The 19,615-nt window shown below is 43.7% G+C and carries 19 protein-coding genes, 1 tRNA gene and 2 pseudogenes; 14 read left to right on the forward strand and 8 right to left on the reverse strand.

From position 1 onward, the window contains the following. The first annotated feature begins 4 nt into the window (after nucleotides 1-4). A complete protein-coding gene (locus tag ACMXI2_RS17890) occupies nucleotides 5-298 on the forward strand; it encodes a hypothetical protein (protein ID WP_483777450.1) in 294 nt (97 codons plus the stop codon). 86 nt (nucleotides 299-384) lie between these two features. Here the strand turns inward: ACMXI2_RS17890 and ACMXI2_RS17895 are convergent, their stop codons facing one another. Both ACMXI2_RS17895 and ACMXI2_RS17900 read right to left on the reverse strand, forming a co-directional pair. Further along, the gene (locus tag ACMXI2_RS17895; protein WP_483777451.1) at nucleotides 385-726 is read right to left on the reverse strand and encodes a hypothetical protein; all 342 of its coding nucleotides are present in this window, start codon (nucleotides 724-726) and stop codon (nucleotides 385-387) included. A gap of 7 nt (nucleotides 727-733) precedes the next feature. After that, complete coding sequence (locus ACMXI2_RS17900) at nucleotides 734-1,009, reverse strand: hypothetical protein (RefSeq protein WP_483777452.1); 276 nt, start codon at nucleotides 1,007-1,009, stop codon at nucleotides 734-736. Nucleotides 1,010-1,175: 166 nt separating this feature from the next. On the opposite strand from ACMXI2_RS17900, the gene ACMXI2_RS17905 reads away from it, so the two are divergent. From ACMXI2_RS17905 to mobC, 4 genes are all read left to right on the forward strand, one after another. Continuing rightward, the gene (locus tag ACMXI2_RS17905; protein ID WP_483777453.1) at nucleotides 1,176-2,072 is read left to right on the forward strand and encodes a toprim domain-containing protein; all 897 of its coding nucleotides are present in this window, start codon (nucleotides 1,176-1,178) and stop codon (nucleotides 2,070-2,072) included. 254 nt (nucleotides 2,073-2,326) lie between these two features. Continuing rightward, on the forward strand, nucleotides 2,327-2,719 hold the full coding sequence (locus ACMXI2_RS17910) for a plasmid mobilization protein (RefSeq protein ID WP_483777454.1): 393 nt from the start codon (nucleotides 2,327-2,329) through the stop codon (nucleotides 2,717-2,719). After that, nucleotides 2,704-3,954, forward strand: coding sequence for a relaxase/mobilization nuclease domain-containing protein (locus tag ACMXI2_RS17915; RefSeq protein WP_483777455.1), 1,251 nt, complete (start codon nucleotides 2,704-2,706; stop codon nucleotides 3,952-3,954). The genes ACMXI2_RS17910 and ACMXI2_RS17915 overlap by 16 nt, the downstream gene beginning before the upstream one ends. A 12-nt stretch (nucleotides 3,955-3,966) precedes the next feature. Continuing rightward, nucleotides 3,967-5,955, forward strand: a complete 1,989-nt coding sequence (mobC, locus tag ACMXI2_RS17920) for a conjugal transfer protein MobC (protein WP_483777456.1) — start codon at nucleotides 3,967-3,969, stop codon at nucleotides 5,953-5,955. A gap of 173 nt (nucleotides 5,956-6,128) precedes the next feature. Here mobC and ACMXI2_RS17925 read toward each other — a convergent pair whose 3' ends face one another. The 3 genes and pseudogenes from ACMXI2_RS17925 to ACMXI2_RS17935 form a co-directional block, all read right to left on the reverse strand. Further along, nucleotides 6,129-6,458: a TraR/DksA family transcriptional regulator gene (locus tag ACMXI2_RS17925; protein ID WP_483777457.1), complete on the reverse strand. Its 330-nt coding sequence runs from the start codon at nucleotides 6,456-6,458 to the stop codon at nucleotides 6,129-6,131. Between the two features lie 30 nt (nucleotides 6,459-6,488). Continuing rightward, nucleotides 6,489-7,667 (reverse strand): annotated as a pseudogene (gene nhaA, locus ACMXI2_RS17930) (Na+/H+ antiporter NhaA). A gap of 66 nt (nucleotides 7,668-7,733) precedes the next feature. Then, complete coding sequence (locus ACMXI2_RS17935; RefSeq protein WP_483777458.1) at nucleotides 7,734-9,275, reverse strand: SulP family inorganic anion transporter; 1,542 nt, start codon at nucleotides 9,273-9,275, stop codon at nucleotides 7,734-7,736. A gap of 525 nt (nucleotides 9,276-9,800) precedes the next feature. On the opposite strand from ACMXI2_RS17935, the gene ACMXI2_RS17940 reads away from it, so the two are divergent. From ACMXI2_RS17940 to ACMXI2_RS17955, 4 genes and pseudogenes are all read left to right on the forward strand, one after another. Then, complete coding sequence (locus tag ACMXI2_RS17940; protein ID WP_483777459.1) at nucleotides 9,801-9,938, forward strand: hypothetical protein; 138 nt, start codon at nucleotides 9,801-9,803, stop codon at nucleotides 9,936-9,938. Nucleotides 9,939-10,161: 223 nt separating this feature from the next. Then, complete coding sequence (locus ACMXI2_RS17945; RefSeq protein ID WP_483777460.1) at nucleotides 10,162-10,302, forward strand: hypothetical protein; 141 nt, start codon at nucleotides 10,162-10,164, stop codon at nucleotides 10,300-10,302. Nucleotides 10,303-10,521: 219 nt separating this feature from the next. Then, nucleotides 10,522-10,860 (forward strand): hypothetical protein, encoded by a 339-nt coding sequence (locus ACMXI2_RS17950; RefSeq protein ID WP_483777461.1) that lies wholly within the window; start codon nucleotides 10,522-10,524, stop codon nucleotides 10,858-10,860. Between the two features lie 70 nt (nucleotides 10,861-10,930). Beyond that, nucleotides 10,931-11,917 (forward strand): annotated as a pseudogene (locus ACMXI2_RS17955) (recombinase family protein); the annotation flags it as partial. A gap of 529 nt (nucleotides 11,918-12,446) precedes the next feature. Here the strand turns inward: ACMXI2_RS17955 and ACMXI2_RS17960 are convergent. Beyond that, nucleotides 12,447-12,519, reverse strand: a tRNA-Lys gene (locus ACMXI2_RS17960). Nucleotides 12,520-12,635: 116 nt separating this feature from the next. On the opposite strand from ACMXI2_RS17960, the gene ACMXI2_RS17965 reads away from it, so the two are divergent. Continuing rightward, entirely contained in the window at nucleotides 12,636-13,214 is a 579-nt protein-coding gene (locus ACMXI2_RS17965) for a YdeI/OmpD-associated family protein (protein WP_483777462.1), read from the forward strand. Nucleotides 13,215-13,339: 125 nt separating this feature from the next. On the opposite strand, the gene ACMXI2_RS17970 is transcribed toward ACMXI2_RS17965, so the two are convergent. Beyond that, on the reverse strand, nucleotides 13,340-13,540 hold the full coding sequence (locus ACMXI2_RS17970) for a hypothetical protein (RefSeq protein ID WP_483777463.1): 201 nt from the start codon (nucleotides 13,538-13,540) through the stop codon (nucleotides 13,340-13,342). Between the two features lie 63 nt (nucleotides 13,541-13,603). Continuing rightward, complete coding sequence (locus ACMXI2_RS17975) at nucleotides 13,604-13,972, reverse strand: YccF domain-containing protein (RefSeq protein WP_111579207.1); 369 nt, start codon at nucleotides 13,970-13,972, stop codon at nucleotides 13,604-13,606. Between the two features lie 175 nt (nucleotides 13,973-14,147). Here ACMXI2_RS17975 and ACMXI2_RS17980 point away from each other — a divergent pair, with 175 nt between their 5' ends. The 4 genes from ACMXI2_RS17980 to urtB all read left to right on the forward strand — a co-directional run bounded on the left by ACMXI2_RS17980 (nucleotide 14,148) and on the right by urtB (nucleotide 19,613). Then, the gene (locus tag ACMXI2_RS17980; RefSeq protein ID WP_483777464.1) at nucleotides 14,148-14,741 is read left to right on the forward strand and encodes a 2OG-Fe(II) oxygenase; all 594 of its coding nucleotides are present in this window, start codon (nucleotides 14,148-14,150) and stop codon (nucleotides 14,739-14,741) included. A gap of 532 nt (nucleotides 14,742-15,273) precedes the next feature. Beyond that, on the forward strand, nucleotides 15,274-16,563 hold the full coding sequence (locus tag ACMXI2_RS17985; protein ID WP_483777465.1) for a porin family protein: 1,290 nt from the start codon (nucleotides 15,274-15,276) through the stop codon (nucleotides 16,561-16,563). 45 nt (nucleotides 16,564-16,608) lie between these two features. Then, nucleotides 16,609-17,916 (forward strand): urea ABC transporter substrate-binding protein, encoded by a 1,308-nt coding sequence (urtA, locus tag ACMXI2_RS17990; RefSeq protein WP_483777466.1) that lies wholly within the window; start codon nucleotides 16,609-16,611, stop codon nucleotides 17,914-17,916. Nucleotides 17,917-17,969: 53 nt separating this feature from the next. Then, nucleotides 17,970-19,613, forward strand: coding sequence for an urea ABC transporter permease subunit UrtB (urtB, locus tag ACMXI2_RS17995; RefSeq protein WP_483777467.1), 1,644 nt, complete (start codon nucleotides 17,970-17,972; stop codon nucleotides 19,611-19,613). Nucleotides 19,614-19,615: the final 2 nt, after the last annotated feature.

Raw genomic sequence — 19,615 nt, forward strand, 5'->3', positions numbered from 1 at the left:
CCATATGTCAATACGTAAAAGGAAAAATGCCTACAATGTATTTTGCCGGTCAGCTAACCGGGTTACGGCACAGGATGCCGTCGCAGATCCTGAGCAATACCCTTACGCTCCTGATCTTATGGATGAAGGTGATGTTCTTGCATTTCATGTTTATCTCGATGGATATTTCTTTCTCGAAATCACTCACAGAGGCGAAGTGAAATACCAAGTCCTTACACAATGGATGCACCCGATTTTCTCCAATATTGAAGATGCAGAAAAAGAGCTTTTCGATATGTGGAAGAAAGGATTGTATTAAATGCGAAAAAGCTGCCGCCATGCTTTTCACAATCGCCTAACAGCGGCGCACAGCGGCAGCTTCCCACTGCCCAAATTAAAATCAATCTATGCTTCCATACATCGTATACTCTCCAAAAATGGTCTGTCTTTCTTTATCCCAATCTTCAATTCATATCGGCAATCAACAGGGCAAAAGGCGAAGTCTATGGATTCATTGTTCAGCTTGTAGTTTCGCAACCGCTTATTTAGGAAAACGGTTAGCTGAAATCTTAATCCTCCTTCCTGAGAGAAGTAGCCATTTATCCCCATGACCTTCTTTGCCCAAATTTTAAAATCTAATCGGGCAACCACCATTCCTGTAGGAACCAGTTTCTTTTCATACGGATAGTCTTTCGGACGCAGCCCCATTTGCGAGGCTTTTCCCCACGCCAGCACATTGTTTTCCATACCTCAATCATTTCTGCGTTAACAAAGATATTTTCTCGCTTAGTTCGGTCAGACCTGCTTTTTTAAGCAATTCATCTGCGATACTTTTAATCGCATCAGCGGTGTCTTCATCCATCCCGGCAAGTAGCCCATCTTCGCGGTTCTTTAAACCAGAATCGATCACCTTCACCAGAAGCAGGATTAACTTCCGTGGTTGGTTAACGCTCACCTTCACCGCATCGCCCATTCCAGGGCTTGCAAGTAATGTTTCAAAAACAACTACAACATCTTTCGCACTTAACATACACTTCTGTTTTTGTGAGTAAATATTTTTTCCGTAAAAATATTCGCTTCCATCGTCGCATTGATACTTCACCCACTTCCTTCTTTGCAGTGGTATGTTCTCGCCTGTGTCACATATCTACTTTTGTATCTGCAATATTGATTTGTGGAATTGAAAAATGTGAGTTATGACAATAGAGCAAGCTAAAGAGCTGGACATGGTGGATTATCTCACCAAAATTGGTTTCCAGCCGAAGACGATCAACGAACCTCATTACTGGTATATCTCTCCATTGCGTCCAGAGGAAAAAACGCCCTCCTTTAAGATCAATCGCAAGATGAACAAATGGAAGGATTGGGGAAGCGGTGACAGCGGCAACCTGATAGACTTTGGCATCCAGTTTCACAAATGTTCCGTGAAGGACTTTCTGCAAAAGCTGGACGTGAACACACCAATGTTCAGACCTGCTCCACAGCAGGAATCTTCCAGTAGAACAGACAGCGAAATTACTGTCAGCCGGGTAAAGCCCATAACCTCAATTCCTCTGATTCAGTATGTGCGACAACGTGGTATTCCGCTAGATACAGCAGAACGCTATTTGAAGGAGGTGCATTACAACCTCAAAGGCAAAAACTATTATGCCCTCGGCTTCAAAAATGATGCGGGTGGTTATGAGCTTCGTAACAAATATATCAAAGCCAGTAGTTCCCCAAAAACTTCCACGTTTATAGATAATAAATCCGGGGAACTCGCGGTATTTGAGGGCTTTTTTAACTTCCTTTCACACCAAGCGATCAACCGCAACAAACAGCAGCCCGCTAGCAATTTTTTAGTACTAAATTCTCTCTCTTTTTTCGACAATAATATTTCCCGCATGACAGCCCATGATCGTGTCAAACTATACCTCGACAACGATAAATCCGGCGACAAATTTACCAAGCAAGCATTAGCCATAGACTGCCATAAATTCAGCGATGAACGCAAGTTGTATGCGCCGTCAAAAGACCTCAACGAATGGATGCTGAACAATCGTCCACAACAGCAGCACCAGCACCATCACCAACAACAACGCCGAAGCCCGTAGCCTATCCGGGCGACTGGCTCCCTGCTCTCCAGGGCTTCGGGCCATGACTAACATCTGCGATTACGGAATCCAGCACTGCATACCCATTTTGTCCACCATGACAAAATCTGAGATCATCTGCTGCGCCATGATCGGCCAGATGTACGGTTGTGGCACAAGCCTCAACCGAATCTGGCCGGCCTTCCTCCGAAGTCGGGGCCGGAAATCGCCACAGTCGACAAAAGAACCATTTTAAGCCATTTAAATCTTATCAAATGAAAGGGCAAAAAATCAATCGTGACAAGCATCTCCATGTTCGGCTTACCCCGGAAGAATACCAAAAGCTATTCAAGCAATTCACCAATTCTTCCAGTCAGAAATTCAGCGAGCATATTCGGAAAATCCTATTGGATAAACCTATAAAAATGTATCACAGAAATCGATCTCTCGATGACCTAATGACAGTCTTGATCCTGCTCAAAGATGAGCTGAATGCCATCGCCAATAACTATAACCAAGTCGTCAAAAAACTGCACATGCTCAACGATAAATCAGACCTATCCGGATGGTTATCGCTCAATGAAATTGGCCGTAAAGCATTGCATGAAAAAGTAACTGAAATCAAAGACAAAATTTCTCAAATCAGCGAAAAATGGTTGCAAGAGTAAACGCTAGTAAATCCCTGAGAAATGCGCTGCACTATAATGAAAATAAGGTGCGGCAGTCCACCGCTGTGCTTATCCATTCCAGAAATTTTGCAAAGGACACTCAGCAGCTCGGCATTACCGATAAATTGGGAACACTTCAGAACTTAGCTGCCCGTAATGAGCGCACGAAAGTGAACAGTGTTCATATCTCGTTGAACTTTGATCCGTCAGAGAAACTGGACGACGTAACCCTTCAACGGATAGCCGATTCATATCTGCAAAAAATTGGCTTTGGAGATCAGCCATATCTCGTTTACAAGCATGAAGATGCAAGCCATCCCCACATCCACATCGTTACTACCAACATCAAACGGAACGGGAAAAGAATTGCACTCCACAACATCGGAAAAAATCAGTCCGAAAAAGCTCGCAAACAAATTGAAAAGGATTTTAATCTAGTTCGTGCTGATTCAAAGCAGCGGCAACAGGTATATGAGGTAAAGCCAGTTAACGCTGAAAAACTTTTATATGGAAAGAATGCTGCCTCCGGTACCAAACGGGCCATCGCAAATGTTCTCGATACGGTACTACCGAAGTACAAATACACCTCTTTGCCAGAGTTAAATGCAGTTCTCCGACAATACAATATTGTTGCTGACCAGGGCAGCAAGGAATCCCGCATCTATAAGTCCGGTGGATTGGTCTATAGACTGCTTGATACGAACGGGCAAAAGGTTGGTGTCCCGATACCTGCCAGTCACATCTACAACAAACCAACTCTTAAAAACTTAGAGAAAAACTTCCTGAAAAATCAGGTGCAACGCCGCCCGCATATGCAGCGGGTTCGTAATGCCGTGGACTACATCATTGCAACAAAAGGACGTATCACCTTAGCAGAATTACAAAACTACTTACAGAAAGAGAGGATTTCACTTGTTGTACGGCAAAACGCGGATGGCAATGTTTACGGCTTAACCTACGTTGATCATAAAACGCAATCTGTTTTTAACGGTTCTGATCTCGGCAAACCCTACAGCTCTAACCAAATGCAACAACGTATCCAGCAGATCCCCATGCTGCGTCCAGAAACGTCACTGATAAAACAGCATACCTCCAATTCTCAGAAGAATGAACAAACACAAGCGGATGCCGTGAAGGGCGCTGTAGAATCAGTGTTTGACATTGAAAAGGAAACTTCCCCACAGGCAGAATTTGACGAAAGAAAAAAGAAAAAACGGAAAAGATTGTTTCATTAAAATCTTGTTGTTATGTCAATGCGAACAGGTGAGAGCGAACAGGGGTTGAAGAAGATCATTGACCTCACTAGAATGATAGCAATAGTTATTCTACTTCTTCATTGCTATTACAACTGCTACTATGCTTTTAAGCAAATCGGATGGACTAGCAACATATCCGACCAGCTATTAAAAAATATCGTCAAAACTGGCCTATTAACAGGGTACTTTAAGAGTAAAATAATTGCACTCCTATTATTGTTTATTTCGTTGCTTGGAGTGCGAGGCAGAAAGGATGAAAAAGCAGATGCGCGTGCAGGCGTTGCGCTGCTGTTCTCTGGCCTCATTATTTACTTTGTGAGTGGTTTGATTTTATTAGTAGACGGACTGCCCGCGCAGGCTGTTGCAGCAACCTACATTCTATTAAACGCACTGGCATTCGTACTCCTTATTACTGGCGGTAGTATAATAGCCAGGTCTTTAAAAAAAAGACTGAGCGGCGATATATTCAATAAAGAAAATGAAACGTTCCCGCAGCAGGAGAAACTACTAGAGAATGAATTTTCAATAAACCTTCCCGCATATTATTTCTATAAGGGTGCGAAGCGGGATTCATGGCTGAATTATGTATCGCCAGCTCGTGGCCTGCTCTGCGTGGCCTCGCCCGGAGCTGGAAAATCCAGATACCTTATTGAGCCTACAATCCGCCAACTTCTGGCTAAGAATCATGCTATGGTTTTATATGATTTTAAGTACCCTGATTTATCAATCATAGCATACAATCACTATCTAATAAATCGAAAGAACTACCCGCGCAAACCCTCATTTCATGTTATAAATTTTGACGACCTGCCGCACAGCAACCGGTGTAATCCACTCTATCCGGAAATGATGCACGACATATCCGATGCTGTTGAGGCAGCGCGAATCCTAATGCTAGGAACCAACAAATCCTGGTTGCGTAAGCAAGGGGATTTTTTTGTCGAATCGGCAATAAACTTTACTATATCAGTCATTTGGTTTTTGCGGAAGTATGAGGATGGACGGTATTGCACATTGCCGCACATAATTGAGTTTATGCAGGTAAAAATGGATAAGCTCTTTACGGTGCTTCAGACGGAGCCGGAAATTTCTGCCTTCATTTCACCCTTCATTTCTGCATTCGTTGAAAATACAATGGAGCAACTCGAAGGTCAGTTAGACGCAGCAAAGATCGGTCTTGCAAGACTTTCTTCGCCTACAATTTACTATCTGCTTAGTGGTAATGATTTCACTCTGGACATTAATAACCCGGCATCCCCGAAGATTCTTTGTTTAGCAAATAATCCGCAGAAGCAAGAAGTATATGGGCCCCTATTAAGCCTTTTCATGACCCGTATCAGTAAGATCATGAACCAGCCGGACAAAATAAAATCAGCGGTGATACTGGATGAATTTCCCACCCTTACATTTCTGGAACTCTCAACACAGATCGCAAGTGCAAGGAGCCACCTTATTTCTACCATCTTGGCAATGCAATCAGATCATCAATTGCGTTGGCAATATGGCAAAGAATGGGCGGATGTAGTGTTGAATATTTGCGGAAATATAATGATTGGACAGACCAGTGGGGATCTGGCGAAACAGGTATCGGAAAGGCTCGGTAAAACAATGCAAGACCGAGAAAGCATTTCCATAAATAGCGGTGACACTTCCATTTCCAGAAGTAAGCAACTGGAAATGGCCGTGCCAGTGAGCACAATTTCCAACCTATCCTCCGGCGAGTTTGTAGGCATCACTGCCGATACACCCGACCAGCCCATTGAATTGAAACGGTTTCATGCTCATGTGAAGGTTGATAACAGTGCCTTGAAAATTGAAAAAGAAACCTATTTGCCCGTTCCGATAGTGAAAGCTGTAACCCGTAAGGATATAATGGACAATTATGCCATCATTAAACAGGATGTGCAAGATATTGTTGAGGCTGTTTTACAATCTGTTTTGAATGATCCCTCACAGGAGGGACTGATCGTGAAAAAATGATACCTCGCGCAAAATGCAAACTATCCATGATGAGTATCAATCCTATAATTGAGGTTAGTGTATTAATAAAATGCAAGTGGCTCCAGGAAAACACCATTGGATATTTTACAAGTAAATAAAGTCTCTGTCATGATGCCCTGGCCTTAGTCAGCAGTAGATAGCGTTCGCTAACGCTAAGCGCAATTAATACAATTTGGACTATCAGGCATTGCCTTCAGTCGGTTATAGGGAATAGGTTCTTTACACTTCTGACAAATACCAAAATTGTTACTATTTAAGTTTCCCAATGTAGCAGTCAATCGTTTTAATTTGCTTTCTGCTTCTCTCAAAGCGGCTTCCATTACGCTTTTATTATTAATAGCATCCATACGGCTAAGACGTCCGATAGCGTCGTCCGGTGCAACCGGCTGGGTCATATCTTTATAATCTGCAATGGCAATTTCAGTCATTGTAATTTTCTTTTCAATAACAACTTTAAGCTCTTTTTTTTGTTCAGGTGTCATGTTGCTAAAGTTTCGTGGACAAATACCGTATTATTTATCGGGCTGCTTTTTACTAATAGCGGTAAATAGTAGATATCCTAGTATGCCAGAAATTGTAGAAGCAATTAAAACGGCAAACTTTGCTTCGGTCTGAATGGCTTCATTGTTGAAAGATAATAACGCAATGAAAATAGACATTGTAAATCCTATGCCTCCCAACAACCCTATCCCTAGTAAATGAATCCACTTTGCTTTTCTAGGAAGTTCTGCGAAACCCAACTTTACAACAATCCAGGACATGAGGGTAATGCCAATTGGTTTACCCAATACCAGCCCGCAAACAATCCCTAACCCTAGGTTGCTGTAAAGGCCGTCCAACATGCCCGATTCAAACCTTATATTCGTATTGACGAGCGCAAAGATCGGCATGATTATGAAATTTACAGGCTTCGTCAAAAAATGCTCAAGTTTCTCTAGTGAAGATTCTGTTGCATCACTTGTAGTCGGGATAGTTATTGCAGTAAGTACCCCCGCTATTGTAGCATGGATGCCTGAATGATGAATTAAGTACCAAAGTAAAAGTCCTGGCAATAAATAAAAGCTCAAATGCTTGACCTTTAACAGATTTAAGGCCAGCATTAGTAGAAATACGCCAAAAGCACAAATCAGATAAATAAAATGCACATCCGTTGAATAGAATAATGCTATCACAAAGATGGCAATCAGATCATCTACAATTGCCAATGCCGCTAAAAAAATCTTCAAAGAACCCGGTGCCTTTTTACCCAAAATGGATATTATTCCAATAGCAAAAGCAATATCCGTTGCCATTGGAATCCCCCAACCGGTTGCATGTATAGTATTATCATTAAGAAACGAATAAATTAGGGCGGGAACAGCAGCTCCACCGAACGCAGCAAATACAGGCAGTGCAGATCGCTTGATAGATGACAGCTCACCTTCAATTAGTTCCCTCTTAATTTCCAATCCAACCAGAAGGAAAAATATTGCCATCAATCCGTCATTAACCTATTGTAATGTAGTATGTCTTAGATGAATGTATGAGGACGAAAAACCAATCTCCTTTATCAGTAGTTGCTCAAATTCGCTGCCTAAAGGGGAGTTAGCAATACAAAGTGATATAACAACACACAAAAGAAGTATAGTCCCTCCAACTGAGCCAGACTGCACAAATTCTTTAAAGACATTCAAATTGATTTTCTTTTGCATAGAACGAACGAAATTTAAGACGGTGCCAGTGTTGGTTATACTTCATCTCGGTAATATAAGAAAATATTAAATTTTATCTACCGCAACCCTATAATGAGGGTCTTCCATCACGTTAACCTCAATTAATGAAGACGCATTTTTTAACAGCAACTTGCAATCTTCGCTTAGGTGGCGCAGGTGCAGGGTCTTTCCTACATTCTTATACCGCTCAGTTAGCTTGTTTAATGCTTCAATTCCGCTCATGTCCACTACCCGGCTATCTTTAAAGTCAATAATAACTTCGTTAGGATCATTCAAAACATCAAACTTTCCATTGAATGTTGATATTGACCCGAAGAAAAGAGGGCCATAGATTTCATAGTGCTTGATGCCTTGTTCATCAACATATTTTTTCGCCCGGATTCTTTTAGCACTTTCCCAGGCAAAGACCAGCGCAGATATAATTACACCGATCAGTACCGCTAAGGCCAGATTGTGTAACAGTACAGTAATAGCAGCAACTAAAATACCTACAAAAATGTCATGGCGCGGCATTTTGCCGATCATCCTGATACTTACCCATTCAAATGTGCCGATAGCTACCATAATCATTACACCGGTAAGAGCGGCCATAGGTACTTTTTCAATGAGGGATGAACCAAACATGATAAAAACCAATAACATTACTGAAGCTATAATGCCGGATAGTCTTGCTCTTGCACCAGATGAAATATTGATGAGGCTTTGGCCGATCATGGCGCAGCCACCCATTCCTGAAAATAAACCGGTAACAATATTAGCAGCACCTTGCGCTACAGCTTCTTTATTACCACGGCCTCGACTTTCAGTGATTTCATCAATAAGATTTAATGTTAGTAAACTCTCTATTAAGCCAACACCGGCCATTATAAGAGCGTAAGGGAATATGATCTTTATTGTTTCCAGTGAAAACGGAAGTTCTGGTATATGGAAAGGGGGGAATCCTCCTTTAATGGATGCAATGTCGCCAACGGTTCTTGTGTCAACGTTTATCCCTATTACTATTGCAGACACAACCAGTATAGCTACTAATGAAGATGGTATTGCCTTCGTGAGTTTAGGCAATCCCCATATAATAAGCATCGTAAGTAATACTAAACCGATCATCAGGTATAAAGGTGCTCCGCTCATCCAATGCAAAGCGCCGCTGGCATCTGTTGTTTTGAATTGTACCAGTTGTGACATGAAGATTATAATTGCCAAACCGTTTACAAAGCCAAACATTACCGGGTGGGGAACCAGCCGGATAAATTTGCCCAGACGTAAAAGCCCCGCACTAACTTGTATTACACCCGCCAAAACTACTGTGGCGAAGACATATTCAATGCCATGTGATTTAGCCAATGCTACGATCACTACCGCCACTGCTCCTGTGGCCCCGGAAATCATACCGGGCCTGCCTCCGAAGATTGATGTAACAAGACCGATAGTAAAGGCAGCATATAAGCCGGTTAAAGGAGATAAACCTGCAATTAGAGCGAAGGCTACGGCTTCAGGAATTAAAGCCAATGCAACGGTTAAGCCTGATAGAATTTCAGTTTTGTAGTTAACTTTTTGCTTAAAGTCAAATAAATTAAGGTAAGCCTTCATACAATGATGGTTTATAAACAAAGAGAATAATATGTGAGTGGATAATATAAATAGATATGCAGCCCCGCATTGCGCAGTGCTGCCTACAGGAAAAACCTGCTAGTTAGGGTGGAGTAACCGCTGAAGATGTAATTTTCCTATTCATTTCGGCAGCGAATTTAGATTTTTTTTGTAATACAACGAAATAAATTCCAACAGATGTGGTAAAAATCAACTTCCTTATAGTAAAAGTCAACCGGCGATATTTCTTAAAGACTACCAATTCCAGTACTTTCCAGAATCACATTTTGGAATATGACAATCCTCCCTCAATTCTTTTCCATCAACCTTTATAAAAAGTTGCCCATTTGGCAGCTCCGTAAGCAATTGAAATCTATTGAGCAACATCTATATTATCTTGGTAGGCGTATAACTTTCTTCAATTCTTTTGAGCAAAATACGCTCATGCAAAAGTTCAAACGGCAGCTTCTCATTTATCAGGTTGGATATTACTTCGCGTTCTATGAACATCTATATAATATCCTCATGGAAAAAGAAAAAAAGAATCTTATCAAAGATCACCCAGGTATGAAAGTTCTTTTTGATAAAGGAATTGTAAAAGATATTCAAGACGTTATAGCACTTCGAGAGAAAGCAAAACGCCGCCCACCTGACCCACCTTAATATCGCTGACTGAATTTTAGAACTATTGCCATTTTTTTAAATACTTTCTAAATTTTAGAACTTTGGCGCACATTGATACATCTTGCTTTTATCAGTAGCTATACACGATATTCCGGCATAATGCTGGACGTTAGAATAATGCACATTCATTTGTAAATTTGTGTTATCCCGCATAGCACTTGGAATTGTGAAGTATGAACATGAGTGTGTTATGGACAAAAAAATGAAGCCTGAAACAGCAGTGAAAATACTGAGTGAACAAGGCATTACGGTATCTCTTGAAGAAGCCGCAGCTATTCTCGACATTATCTACCAGTTTGCAGAAATTACTATCACAGAAATTTTAAGTCATGAAGATTGCTGATTTATATATCCGTGCAAGGTGCGATGAGCCTGCGCGTCAAAAGTTAATGGAACAACAACAGGAAAAAGAACTTGAAGAATAAGAAATTTAGAAAAATTCATTATTGTGAAATCCAATCTTGATAGAATGCAGATAACCGATAAAGCGATTAAAATAAATTTTTTCTTAGAAGCAGCAAACAGAACATGGCAAAGCATGGAGCTGTAACAACTTTATACAATGAAGAAAGGATTAACCGGCGGCAAGCAAGCAAAAATTTCAGCCGCTAAATTTTTTATGAAAAATCACAAAGCCAACGATACGTTATACAATGTTGTAATTATTCTCGGCCCGGTCTTATTCGGTTCGTTTTTCCGCTCGAACACAGATACAGTTTGGTCAAGAGTAGAAGATCCGCAACAATTTAGACTGATAGAAATGATGGCATTAACGAATGTCTTTGAAATAACGATGGAGCGATTAATAGAAATACTCTTTTTACAAGTACAGCATAATGAGTTCGAGTTATTGAACAACCGTCCGATTGGTAGAGAAAAGTATCAAAATCCTAGTTCTTAGAACATCATTTTTGCGGCGATGGCTATTCGACGCATGTTACTTTAAGTTTTATTTAGAAATTATTTCTTTTATGTTAGTAGCAGATTTATATATCAGAGTGAGTACAGACGACCAGCGCGACAAAGGTTTCTCCCAACGAAATCAGGAAGAAGTTCTGCGTAAATACTGCGATCACAATTTTATCCAAATTCGTCAGGTCATTTTTGAGGATCACAGCGCCAAAACTTTCAATCGTCCTCAATGGAATAAGCTCTTATTTGACTGGCGGAAGAAAAAGCATCAGGTTGACCTCGTGCTGTTCACAAAATGGGATAGATTCAGCCGCAATGCAGGGGATGCCTATCAAATGATAAGCACCATCAGAAAACTTGGTATTGAGCCGCAGGCGATTGAACAGCCCCTCGACATGACAGTACCGGAAAGTAAGATTATGATGGCCGTGTATCTGGCAACTCCCGAAGTCGAAAACGACCGTCGCGCACTCAACGTATTTTATGGTATGCGTCGCGCCCGCAAGGAAGGACGGTGGATGGGGACAGCTCCAATAGGCTATCAGAACAGAACCGACGAAACCGGTAAGGTTAAGTATATATGCCCGAATGAGCCAGAGGCAAGCATAATGAAATGGGTTTTTGAAGAAATTGCTGCCTGCCGTTTCAATACTGAGCAAATTCTACACATGGCCCGCAACCGCGGCCTGAAATGCAGTAAGAATAATTTTTGGGTGGCAATACGCAACCCCGTCTACTGCGGAAAAATACACGTCCCCAAATTCAAGGACGAAGAAAGCATTTTTGTCCAGGGCAAACATGAGGCCATCATTTCGTCTACGTTATTCTATCTCGTGCAGGAGATTCTGGAAGGACGGCGTAAAAAACAGCGTACAAAAATCGTAGTTGATAATAGTCTGCCTTTACGCGGCTTCCTGATCTGCCCACGTTGCGGCAGAGTTCTAACCGGCAGCGCATCAAAAGGCAGAAACAGGCATTATCACTATTACCACTGTATCACGTCATGCGGTTGCCGTTTCCCGGCAGAAAGGGCCAATCAACTTTTTTCAAAGGAATTACGCAAATTTGTGCCACAATCTCCGTTCCGCGATATTTTCCGCCCGGCATTGGAATACTATTTTAAGGCTCAAACTAAAAGCACCTCCGAAGAGAGAGATAGTCTGCTCTCTCAAATCGACGCTTATACAGATTTAATCAGGGAAGCGCGGAAACTTTTATTTCAACAAAAAATCACTCCGGAGGACTTCAAGGAGAGTAAAGAGGAATATGAATTGTCCATTACAAAGCTGGAAGATCGCCTCTCAGAGATTCCAAAGAAGAATTATAACATTGAGGGCATTCTCGAAAAGGGCATGAGAAACCTTTCCAAATTAGATATTTTGTACGACAGTGGGGAGGTAGAAACGCAGCGGAAGATCATTGGTTCGATATTCCCCGAAAAACTGGTATTCACTGGTGACGCATATCGAACCGCCAGAGTAAATTATGCGGTTCAGCTAATATATAGCATGGATAAGGCTTTCGTAGAAAAAGAAAATGGGACAAGCCTATCAATTTTAGACTTGTCCCATCAGGTGATCCCCTTGGGACTCGAACCCAAGACCCATACATTAAAAGTGTATTGCTCTACCAACTGAGCTAGGGAATCATTATTCATTTAATGGGAGCGCAAAAGTATGAATTAATTTAAAACTTCCAAATTTTTCTGAAAAAAAATGCTAACTGATATGCATACACGCTGATCAAACTCCTACCTTTATAGCTATGGCAACTCCTAAAGAATTACCCGAACTTTTCTTCGAAACCCAACAACAATGGGAGAAATGGCTCGCCAAGCATCATACGCAGGAAGATGGCGTTTGGCTCCGCATGTATAAAAAAGATTCCAAAATCCCTTCCATCAATTACGCCCAGGCGCTCGAAGAAGCACTTTGCTACGGATGGATCGATGGCATGTCAAAGTCCGTTGATGAAACCTCTTTTATTCAGAAGTTCACGCCACGACGCCCAAAGAGCATCTGGTCGGAAAAAAATACCAAACATATAGCACGCCTTACCGCAGAAGGAAAAATGAAGCCCGCAGGCATCCACCAGGTGGAACTGGCTAAGGCCGACGGACGCTGGGAAAAAGCCTATGCTACCCAAAGTGAAGCAACCATACCGGACGACTTTATGGCTGCATTAAAGAAGAATAAAAAAGCAGCCGCTTTTTTTGAAACCCTGAACAAGCAAAATAAATTCGCTATCTACTTCCGGTTACAAAATGCGAAAAAGCCTGAAACAAGAGCTAAACGTATTGTCGATTTCATAGCAAAGCTGGAACGGCTGGAAAAGTTTCACTGACAGGCCATTCCAGCTGTAAAAAATTACTATGCGGCATCCTTCCGGGGAATCAACCGGACTTAATTCCGACTGGATAAAAAAAGCGCGCCCGGTAGCCGGACGCGCTTTTTAAAAAGTTATCTGATTTACCCCATTGCATTACTATAAATTCCGTTGGCTTCTGCCTTCGCTTTATGTACGTGGTCGCGCATGGCGCCGGCGGATTTCTTTACGGAATCTTTTGCGTCTTCCAGTAAATCCTGCCCCTGCTGACGTTTTCTGAGATATAAGATAACCAGGGAGGCTGCAGTACCTACAACTGCTGCTGCAAACAATATCTTTTTCATACTTCAGGTTTTAGTCTGGAAACAGAAACCCAATAGTCATGCCAACAGCGGCATACACAACCGTTAGAAAATTTCCTTCCCAAAGGGCGTGAAGCTAAGGCTCATCAGCTTAAAATGCTGCCTGCCCCAGGGAATACCAATGATGGTAATGGTGAGCAACAGGCCGAAAAACAGGTGCGTAAGCGCAATCCAAACGCCGCCGATCAGGATCCATATAATGTTGAAGATCGTAGCCAGGCAACCCGTTTGCCCCGGCACATCCCTCACCTGGCGGCCAAATGGCAGCAAGGTAAAGAAGCCTATCTTAAAACATTGTAACCCGAAAGGAATACCGATAATCGTGAGGCAGAGCAGAAAGCCGCTGACCATATACTGTATAAACGCAACAAAGCCTCCGAAGATGAGCCAGATGATGTTACCAATTAAATTCATCTTTCAAATGTAAAAAGGTTAAGGGACATTTGGAAGACACTTGATAACTTCTACCCAAAAACGATTTGACAAAGAAGAAATAACTACCGGCAGAAAAATATTGAAGTAAATCTTTTTATTCCAGCTACCTTCACCGGAATAGGGATAATTCTGTTCCTATAAGCACTCCCCCTTTTTGCAACAGGCCTTTGACACATTAATTAACAGCTTCATTGAAAGCAAAGTAGGTATCTCAGAAAATTTTTTAAGCAGTCAGCTTTCCAACAACTTAAAAGAAAACCTGTTACATCTTCACTCCGAAAAAAGCATGCTGGCGGCAGGCACCGGCAACCAGGCACTGGTCAACCAGGACAAATCCGTTCGTGGGGATGTTATTTACTGGCTCGACAGGCAACACAACAACGCGCATGAAAATGCTTTTTTTGATGTGATGGATGCCTTTGTGGCTTACCTGAACCAGTCGTGCTACACCGGCATTACCGGGTACGAGTTTCATTACACCCTGTATGAAACAGGGAGTTTCTACAGGAAACACCTGGACCAGTTCCGTAACAACGACAGCCGGCAGTATTCCATGATCATTTACCTCAATGCCGGCTGGCTACCCGCCGATGGCGGACAGCTATCTATTTACCATGCCAATGGCGATGCGCAGCAGGTAAACCCCAGCAGCGGTAAAACCGTCTTCTTTAAAAGCAGTGAGCTGGAGCATGAAGTACAGCTCACCAATAAACCCAGATTAAGCATCACCGGCTGGCTGAAACGATGACGATACCCCCGGTACATATATTACACCCATAGCACAGACACTGATAAGTCGTAGATAAACCGTATCTGATAGATATGGCTTATATATGACTTATCTATGGCTTATATATGGGTTATATATGGGTTATCCTATAATGGCCCCGCCGGCTTCCATGCCGTTTTGGTATTACAGCAATAGCGTTTACACGCTGTTCCGTTACTTCCGTCTATCCTTTCCTAATTTATATAGTTAAATTATATAATGTTAATAGAAAGAAGAAATCGCCAGCTGGCATAAACGGATGTCAATTCTTTTCATCTTTCCCTAATATACTATAAATCAATCTACTTAATTAAGTAATAACCGAAGCGATGATTTATATTACAATAAAATATATATACATTTATTATCAGCACTTCACACGATTTTTATCCATTTTCACAAAAATTATATGAATTAAGTAAATTAATCTTCTACTTTTATACTTAAGTATACTGATCGATCAACCAAAATAGTACTTAAGTACATTGTCTAATTTTTAATTACTTATTTTATGAAATTGTCAGCCACATTTGTCTTCATACTCGCCGCTGCTCCATTTATTGCGAAAGCCGAAAACAACGATCCCCCTAAAAAGAAAAAACGAGGCAGTTACTTAATTGAACTCCCCGCTTCTTTAAATACCAGCAGCGACAGCGCAAAAGCCATCACCCTTTTCCAGACATCCGATTTACCCTTCAAACCCTCTATCCAGGTAGGCGCCATAGTTCATATGTTCGCCTCCGGCGAACAAACCGGGTTTAGCGCTCCCGGCAACGATAAAACAGCGAAAGACTGGAACAAGGGCTTTTCCATTTACCGCGCCAGGGTGCTCGTAGGCGGTCAGCTCACGAAAAAGGCCAGCTTCTTTATGGAAACGGAAATCCCTTCCCCCATCGGCATACAATCCAACGGGGAGAAGAATGTAAAGGTATCCCCCATCATACTGGACGCGCAACTGGAATACACTTTCACCAATGCCTTCCAGCTGGTAGCAGGGATGCAACTGGTTTCCAACAACCGTAACGGACTACAGGGCGCTGCCGGATTAATGGCCAACGACTTCACCTACTTCCAGTACCCTTATAACCTGTTTGCCAACAGTCCGCTGCAGGGAAATTTTGGCCGCGACCTGGGCATCAACGCCCGCGGGTTCCTTGCCAACGATAAACTGGAATACCGGCTCGGGGTTTTCACCGGCCGTAATGTAGATGGCGGCGCACCCCTGCGTACAGTAGGCCGCGTTGCCTACAACTTCCTCGATGCGGAAAAAGACTACTACTATGCCGGTACCAAACTGGGCAACGGTAAAACCCTGGCATGGGGCGCAGGCTTCGATGCACAGGCTACCTACTACAACCTCAGCACAGATGTGTTCTTTGATCATCCGCTGGGCAACGCCGGCTCTATTACCGTAAACGCCGCCTTCCAGTATATGACCGGTGGCACCAAACTGGATTCCAAATACTCCTTTGCCACCCTCATTCCTAAACAAACCGTTCAGTTCCTGGAACTCGGCTATTACTTCAAAAAAACAAAACTGCAGCCCTGGATCCGGTACGAAAACCAGGACGTAAGCGCCGATGCCGCACAAGCCGGCGCCGTTAAGCCTGCCAATTTTGATAAGATGAACTCCAGCAGCGTAATGGGCGGCGGACTCAACTACTTCTTCAATGGCGCCGGTACTAACCTGCGCCTCTCCTACACCACCCGTACCTACAACGTAGCAACTGCTATCGCCGACGACTACACGAAAAAAACATTCGGACAACTCTGGCTACAGGCACAATTCTTCATTTTCTAAAGGACATACGCATTCATTCATCTTCTTTATAAAATAATACAACACATGAGAAACGCTTTCCTGAAACAACTACCCATCCTGCTCCTCGGCGCCACCACACTCTTTTCTTCCTGTAATAACAGCGCCGGAAAAGCCGGCAGCAGCGACTCTGCCACTACCAAAGAAACGGTTAAAATAGGCGTACTCCACTCTCTCAGCGGTACAATGGCCATCTCTGAAGTATCTTTAAGAGATGCGGTACAAATGGCGGTAGATGAAATCAACGCCAAAGGCGGCGTACTCGGCAAACAAATAGAACCGGTAATTGTAGACCCGGCGTCCGACTGGGACCTGTTTGCAGAAAAAGCCAAAGAACTGCTGATCGATAAAAAAGTATCTGCCGTATTTGGCTGCTGGACTTCCGTATCCCGCAAATCAGTGCTGCCCGTATTTGAACAGAACAACGGCCTGCTCTTTTACCCGGTACAATACGAAGGGGAAGAATGCTCCAACAGCGTGATCTATACCGGCGCTACACCCAACCAACAGCTGATTCCGGCAGCGGAATACCTCATGAGCGAAAAAGGCGGCGGCTATAAAAAGTTTTACCTGCTGGGAACCGATTATGTGTTTCCCCGCACCGCCAACAAAATCCTGAAAGCCTACCTGCTCTCCAAAGGCATCCCGAAAGAAAATATCATTGAAGAATATACGCCGTTCCACCACCAGGATTATCAAACCATCATCTCTAAAGTAAAACGCTTTGCAACAGATGGTAAAGCCTGCATCCTGTCTACTATCAACGGCGATTCCAATGTGCCTTTCTATAAAGAATTCGCCAACCAGGGCCTTTCTTCCGCTACCTGCCCCATCATGGCGTTCTCTGTGGCAGAAGATGAACTCCGCTCTATGGACACGGAATTCCTGGTAGGACACCTCGCAGCATGGAACTACTTCCAGTCGAACGACCTGCCCGAAAACAAAAAGTTTGTAGCTGATTTCAAAGCCTTCTGCGCGAAAAAAGGATTACCCGGCGGCGATAAAAGAGTAACAGACGATCCTATCTGCTGGGCTTACACCGGTGTTTATCTCTGGGCAAAGGCTGCTGAAAAAGCAGGCTCCTTCGACGTATCAAAAGTGCGCAACGCGCTGTACGGACTGGATTATCCTTCTCCCGACGGACTGGTTAAAATGGACCCGAGAAATCATCACCTGGCAAAACCGGTAGTGATCGGCGAAATAAAACCCGACGGACAATTTGATATCATCTGGAAATCAGAAGGACTCGTGGATCCGCAACCGTGGTCGCCATTAACCTCTCCGGATAAAGATTGCGACTGGGTAAACCACAACGGTACCTACGCCAAAAAATAGGCGGATACCTTTTACATAAGACAGGCTATTTCCAACTTATCAAATACGACGCGATGAAAATCTCCTTACGGATGCTGATGTGCTGCTTACTGCTGCTGCCGCTGAAAGTAGCGGCACAGGACAGCGCTTCCATCTACACCGCACAGCTGCTGCAACCACCCAACGACTCCGTGCGCACACAGGCTATTGGCAGACTGGCCGCTCTCCGGATACCGGCCACCTTCCCTTTGCTGATGGCGATCAATGATAAAAAGCTGTACCTGCTGGATCATAAAGCGGTAACGGTGGACAGCAAACCGACCGGAGAAGGAACCTACCGGCTTTATTCCCTTTATCCCGATAACAGACTCCTTACCAACAGCAGCGGGCAACCGCTGCTGTTACCATTGTCCGCCCTGCAAACGGTAGACATTCCGCGCGCCGACCGGCTGCAACTCGCAGGCATAGCGCCGCTGCTGAACCTCTTCAGCAACGATGCGCAAAAACGTATCCTGGCATATACACAACTGAAAAATACCGGCGACAGCGCCACTCTCCCCATACTGCTGGCTGCACTGGCAAAGGAAACCAATGCCGATGCACGACGTACCGGTAAAGATGTGCTCTACGCCGCCCGCTTGTACAGCGCCACCAGCACCGCCGCCGCTAAAGCATATATTGATAGTATCGGCGATAACTGGAGCGACAATGCCCCCGTGCTGCTGCGGAACTACGCCAAAGCCGGGTTCCTGAGCCAGGAAACGGCCCACTATGCCGCCGCACAGGCCATCAGCCTGGAGAAACGCTACGACAGCCTCCAAAGAATCCAGAACTTCTTCAGCGGGTTGAGTCTTGGCAGCATCCTTATCCTGATTGCCTTAGGGCTTTCTATTGTATACGGACTGGCCGGCATCATTAACATGGCGCATGGCGAGTTTATGATGATAGGCGCCTACACTACTTATTGCACGCAGGTATTTTTTACCCATACACTGGGCATTCCGCAAACAGACCTTTTCTTCCTCGCCGCACTACCGCTTTCTTTCATGGTAGCAGGCGCTATGGGATGGATCCTGGAACGGCTGGTGATCCGCCACCTGTATGCCAAACCGCTGGAAAGCCTGTTGGCTACCTGGGGCGTGAGCTTAATACTGATCCAAACAGCCCGTTTACTTTTCGGAGATCTTACGGCGGTGAAAACCCCGCAGCTGTTATCCGGGGGATGGCAGGTATCTCCACATCTCACCTTACCCTATAACCGCATTTTTATTATTGTGCTAACGCTGCTGATGGTGGTGTTCACATACCTGATGCTCTATCGCAGCAGGCTGGGATTACAGATCAGGGCGGTTACTCAAAACCGGCAGATGAGCGCCTGCCTGGGCATTGAAACCAGGCGCGTGGCATCCATTACTTTTTTTATCGGCTCCGGACTGGCCGGCCTTGCTGGTTGCGCCATTACGCTGATTGGCAACGTGGTGCCTGATATGGGACAAACTTATATTGTAGATTCTTTCCTGGTAGTAGTAACAGGAGGTGTAGGCAAACTCGCCGGCACTATCTTCTCCGGGTTGGGCATTGGCTTCTTCACCAAAATATCAGAGTCCTTTTTCCAGGCGGTATACGGCAAAGTGTTTATCCTGGTGTTTATTATGCTGTTCATGCAATATAAACCCAAAGGCTTATTTCCTGACAAAGGCCGCGTTGCGGAAGATTAAAA

The sequence above is a fragment of the Chitinophaga sp. G7 BAM 1005 genome, assembly GCF_057126945.1.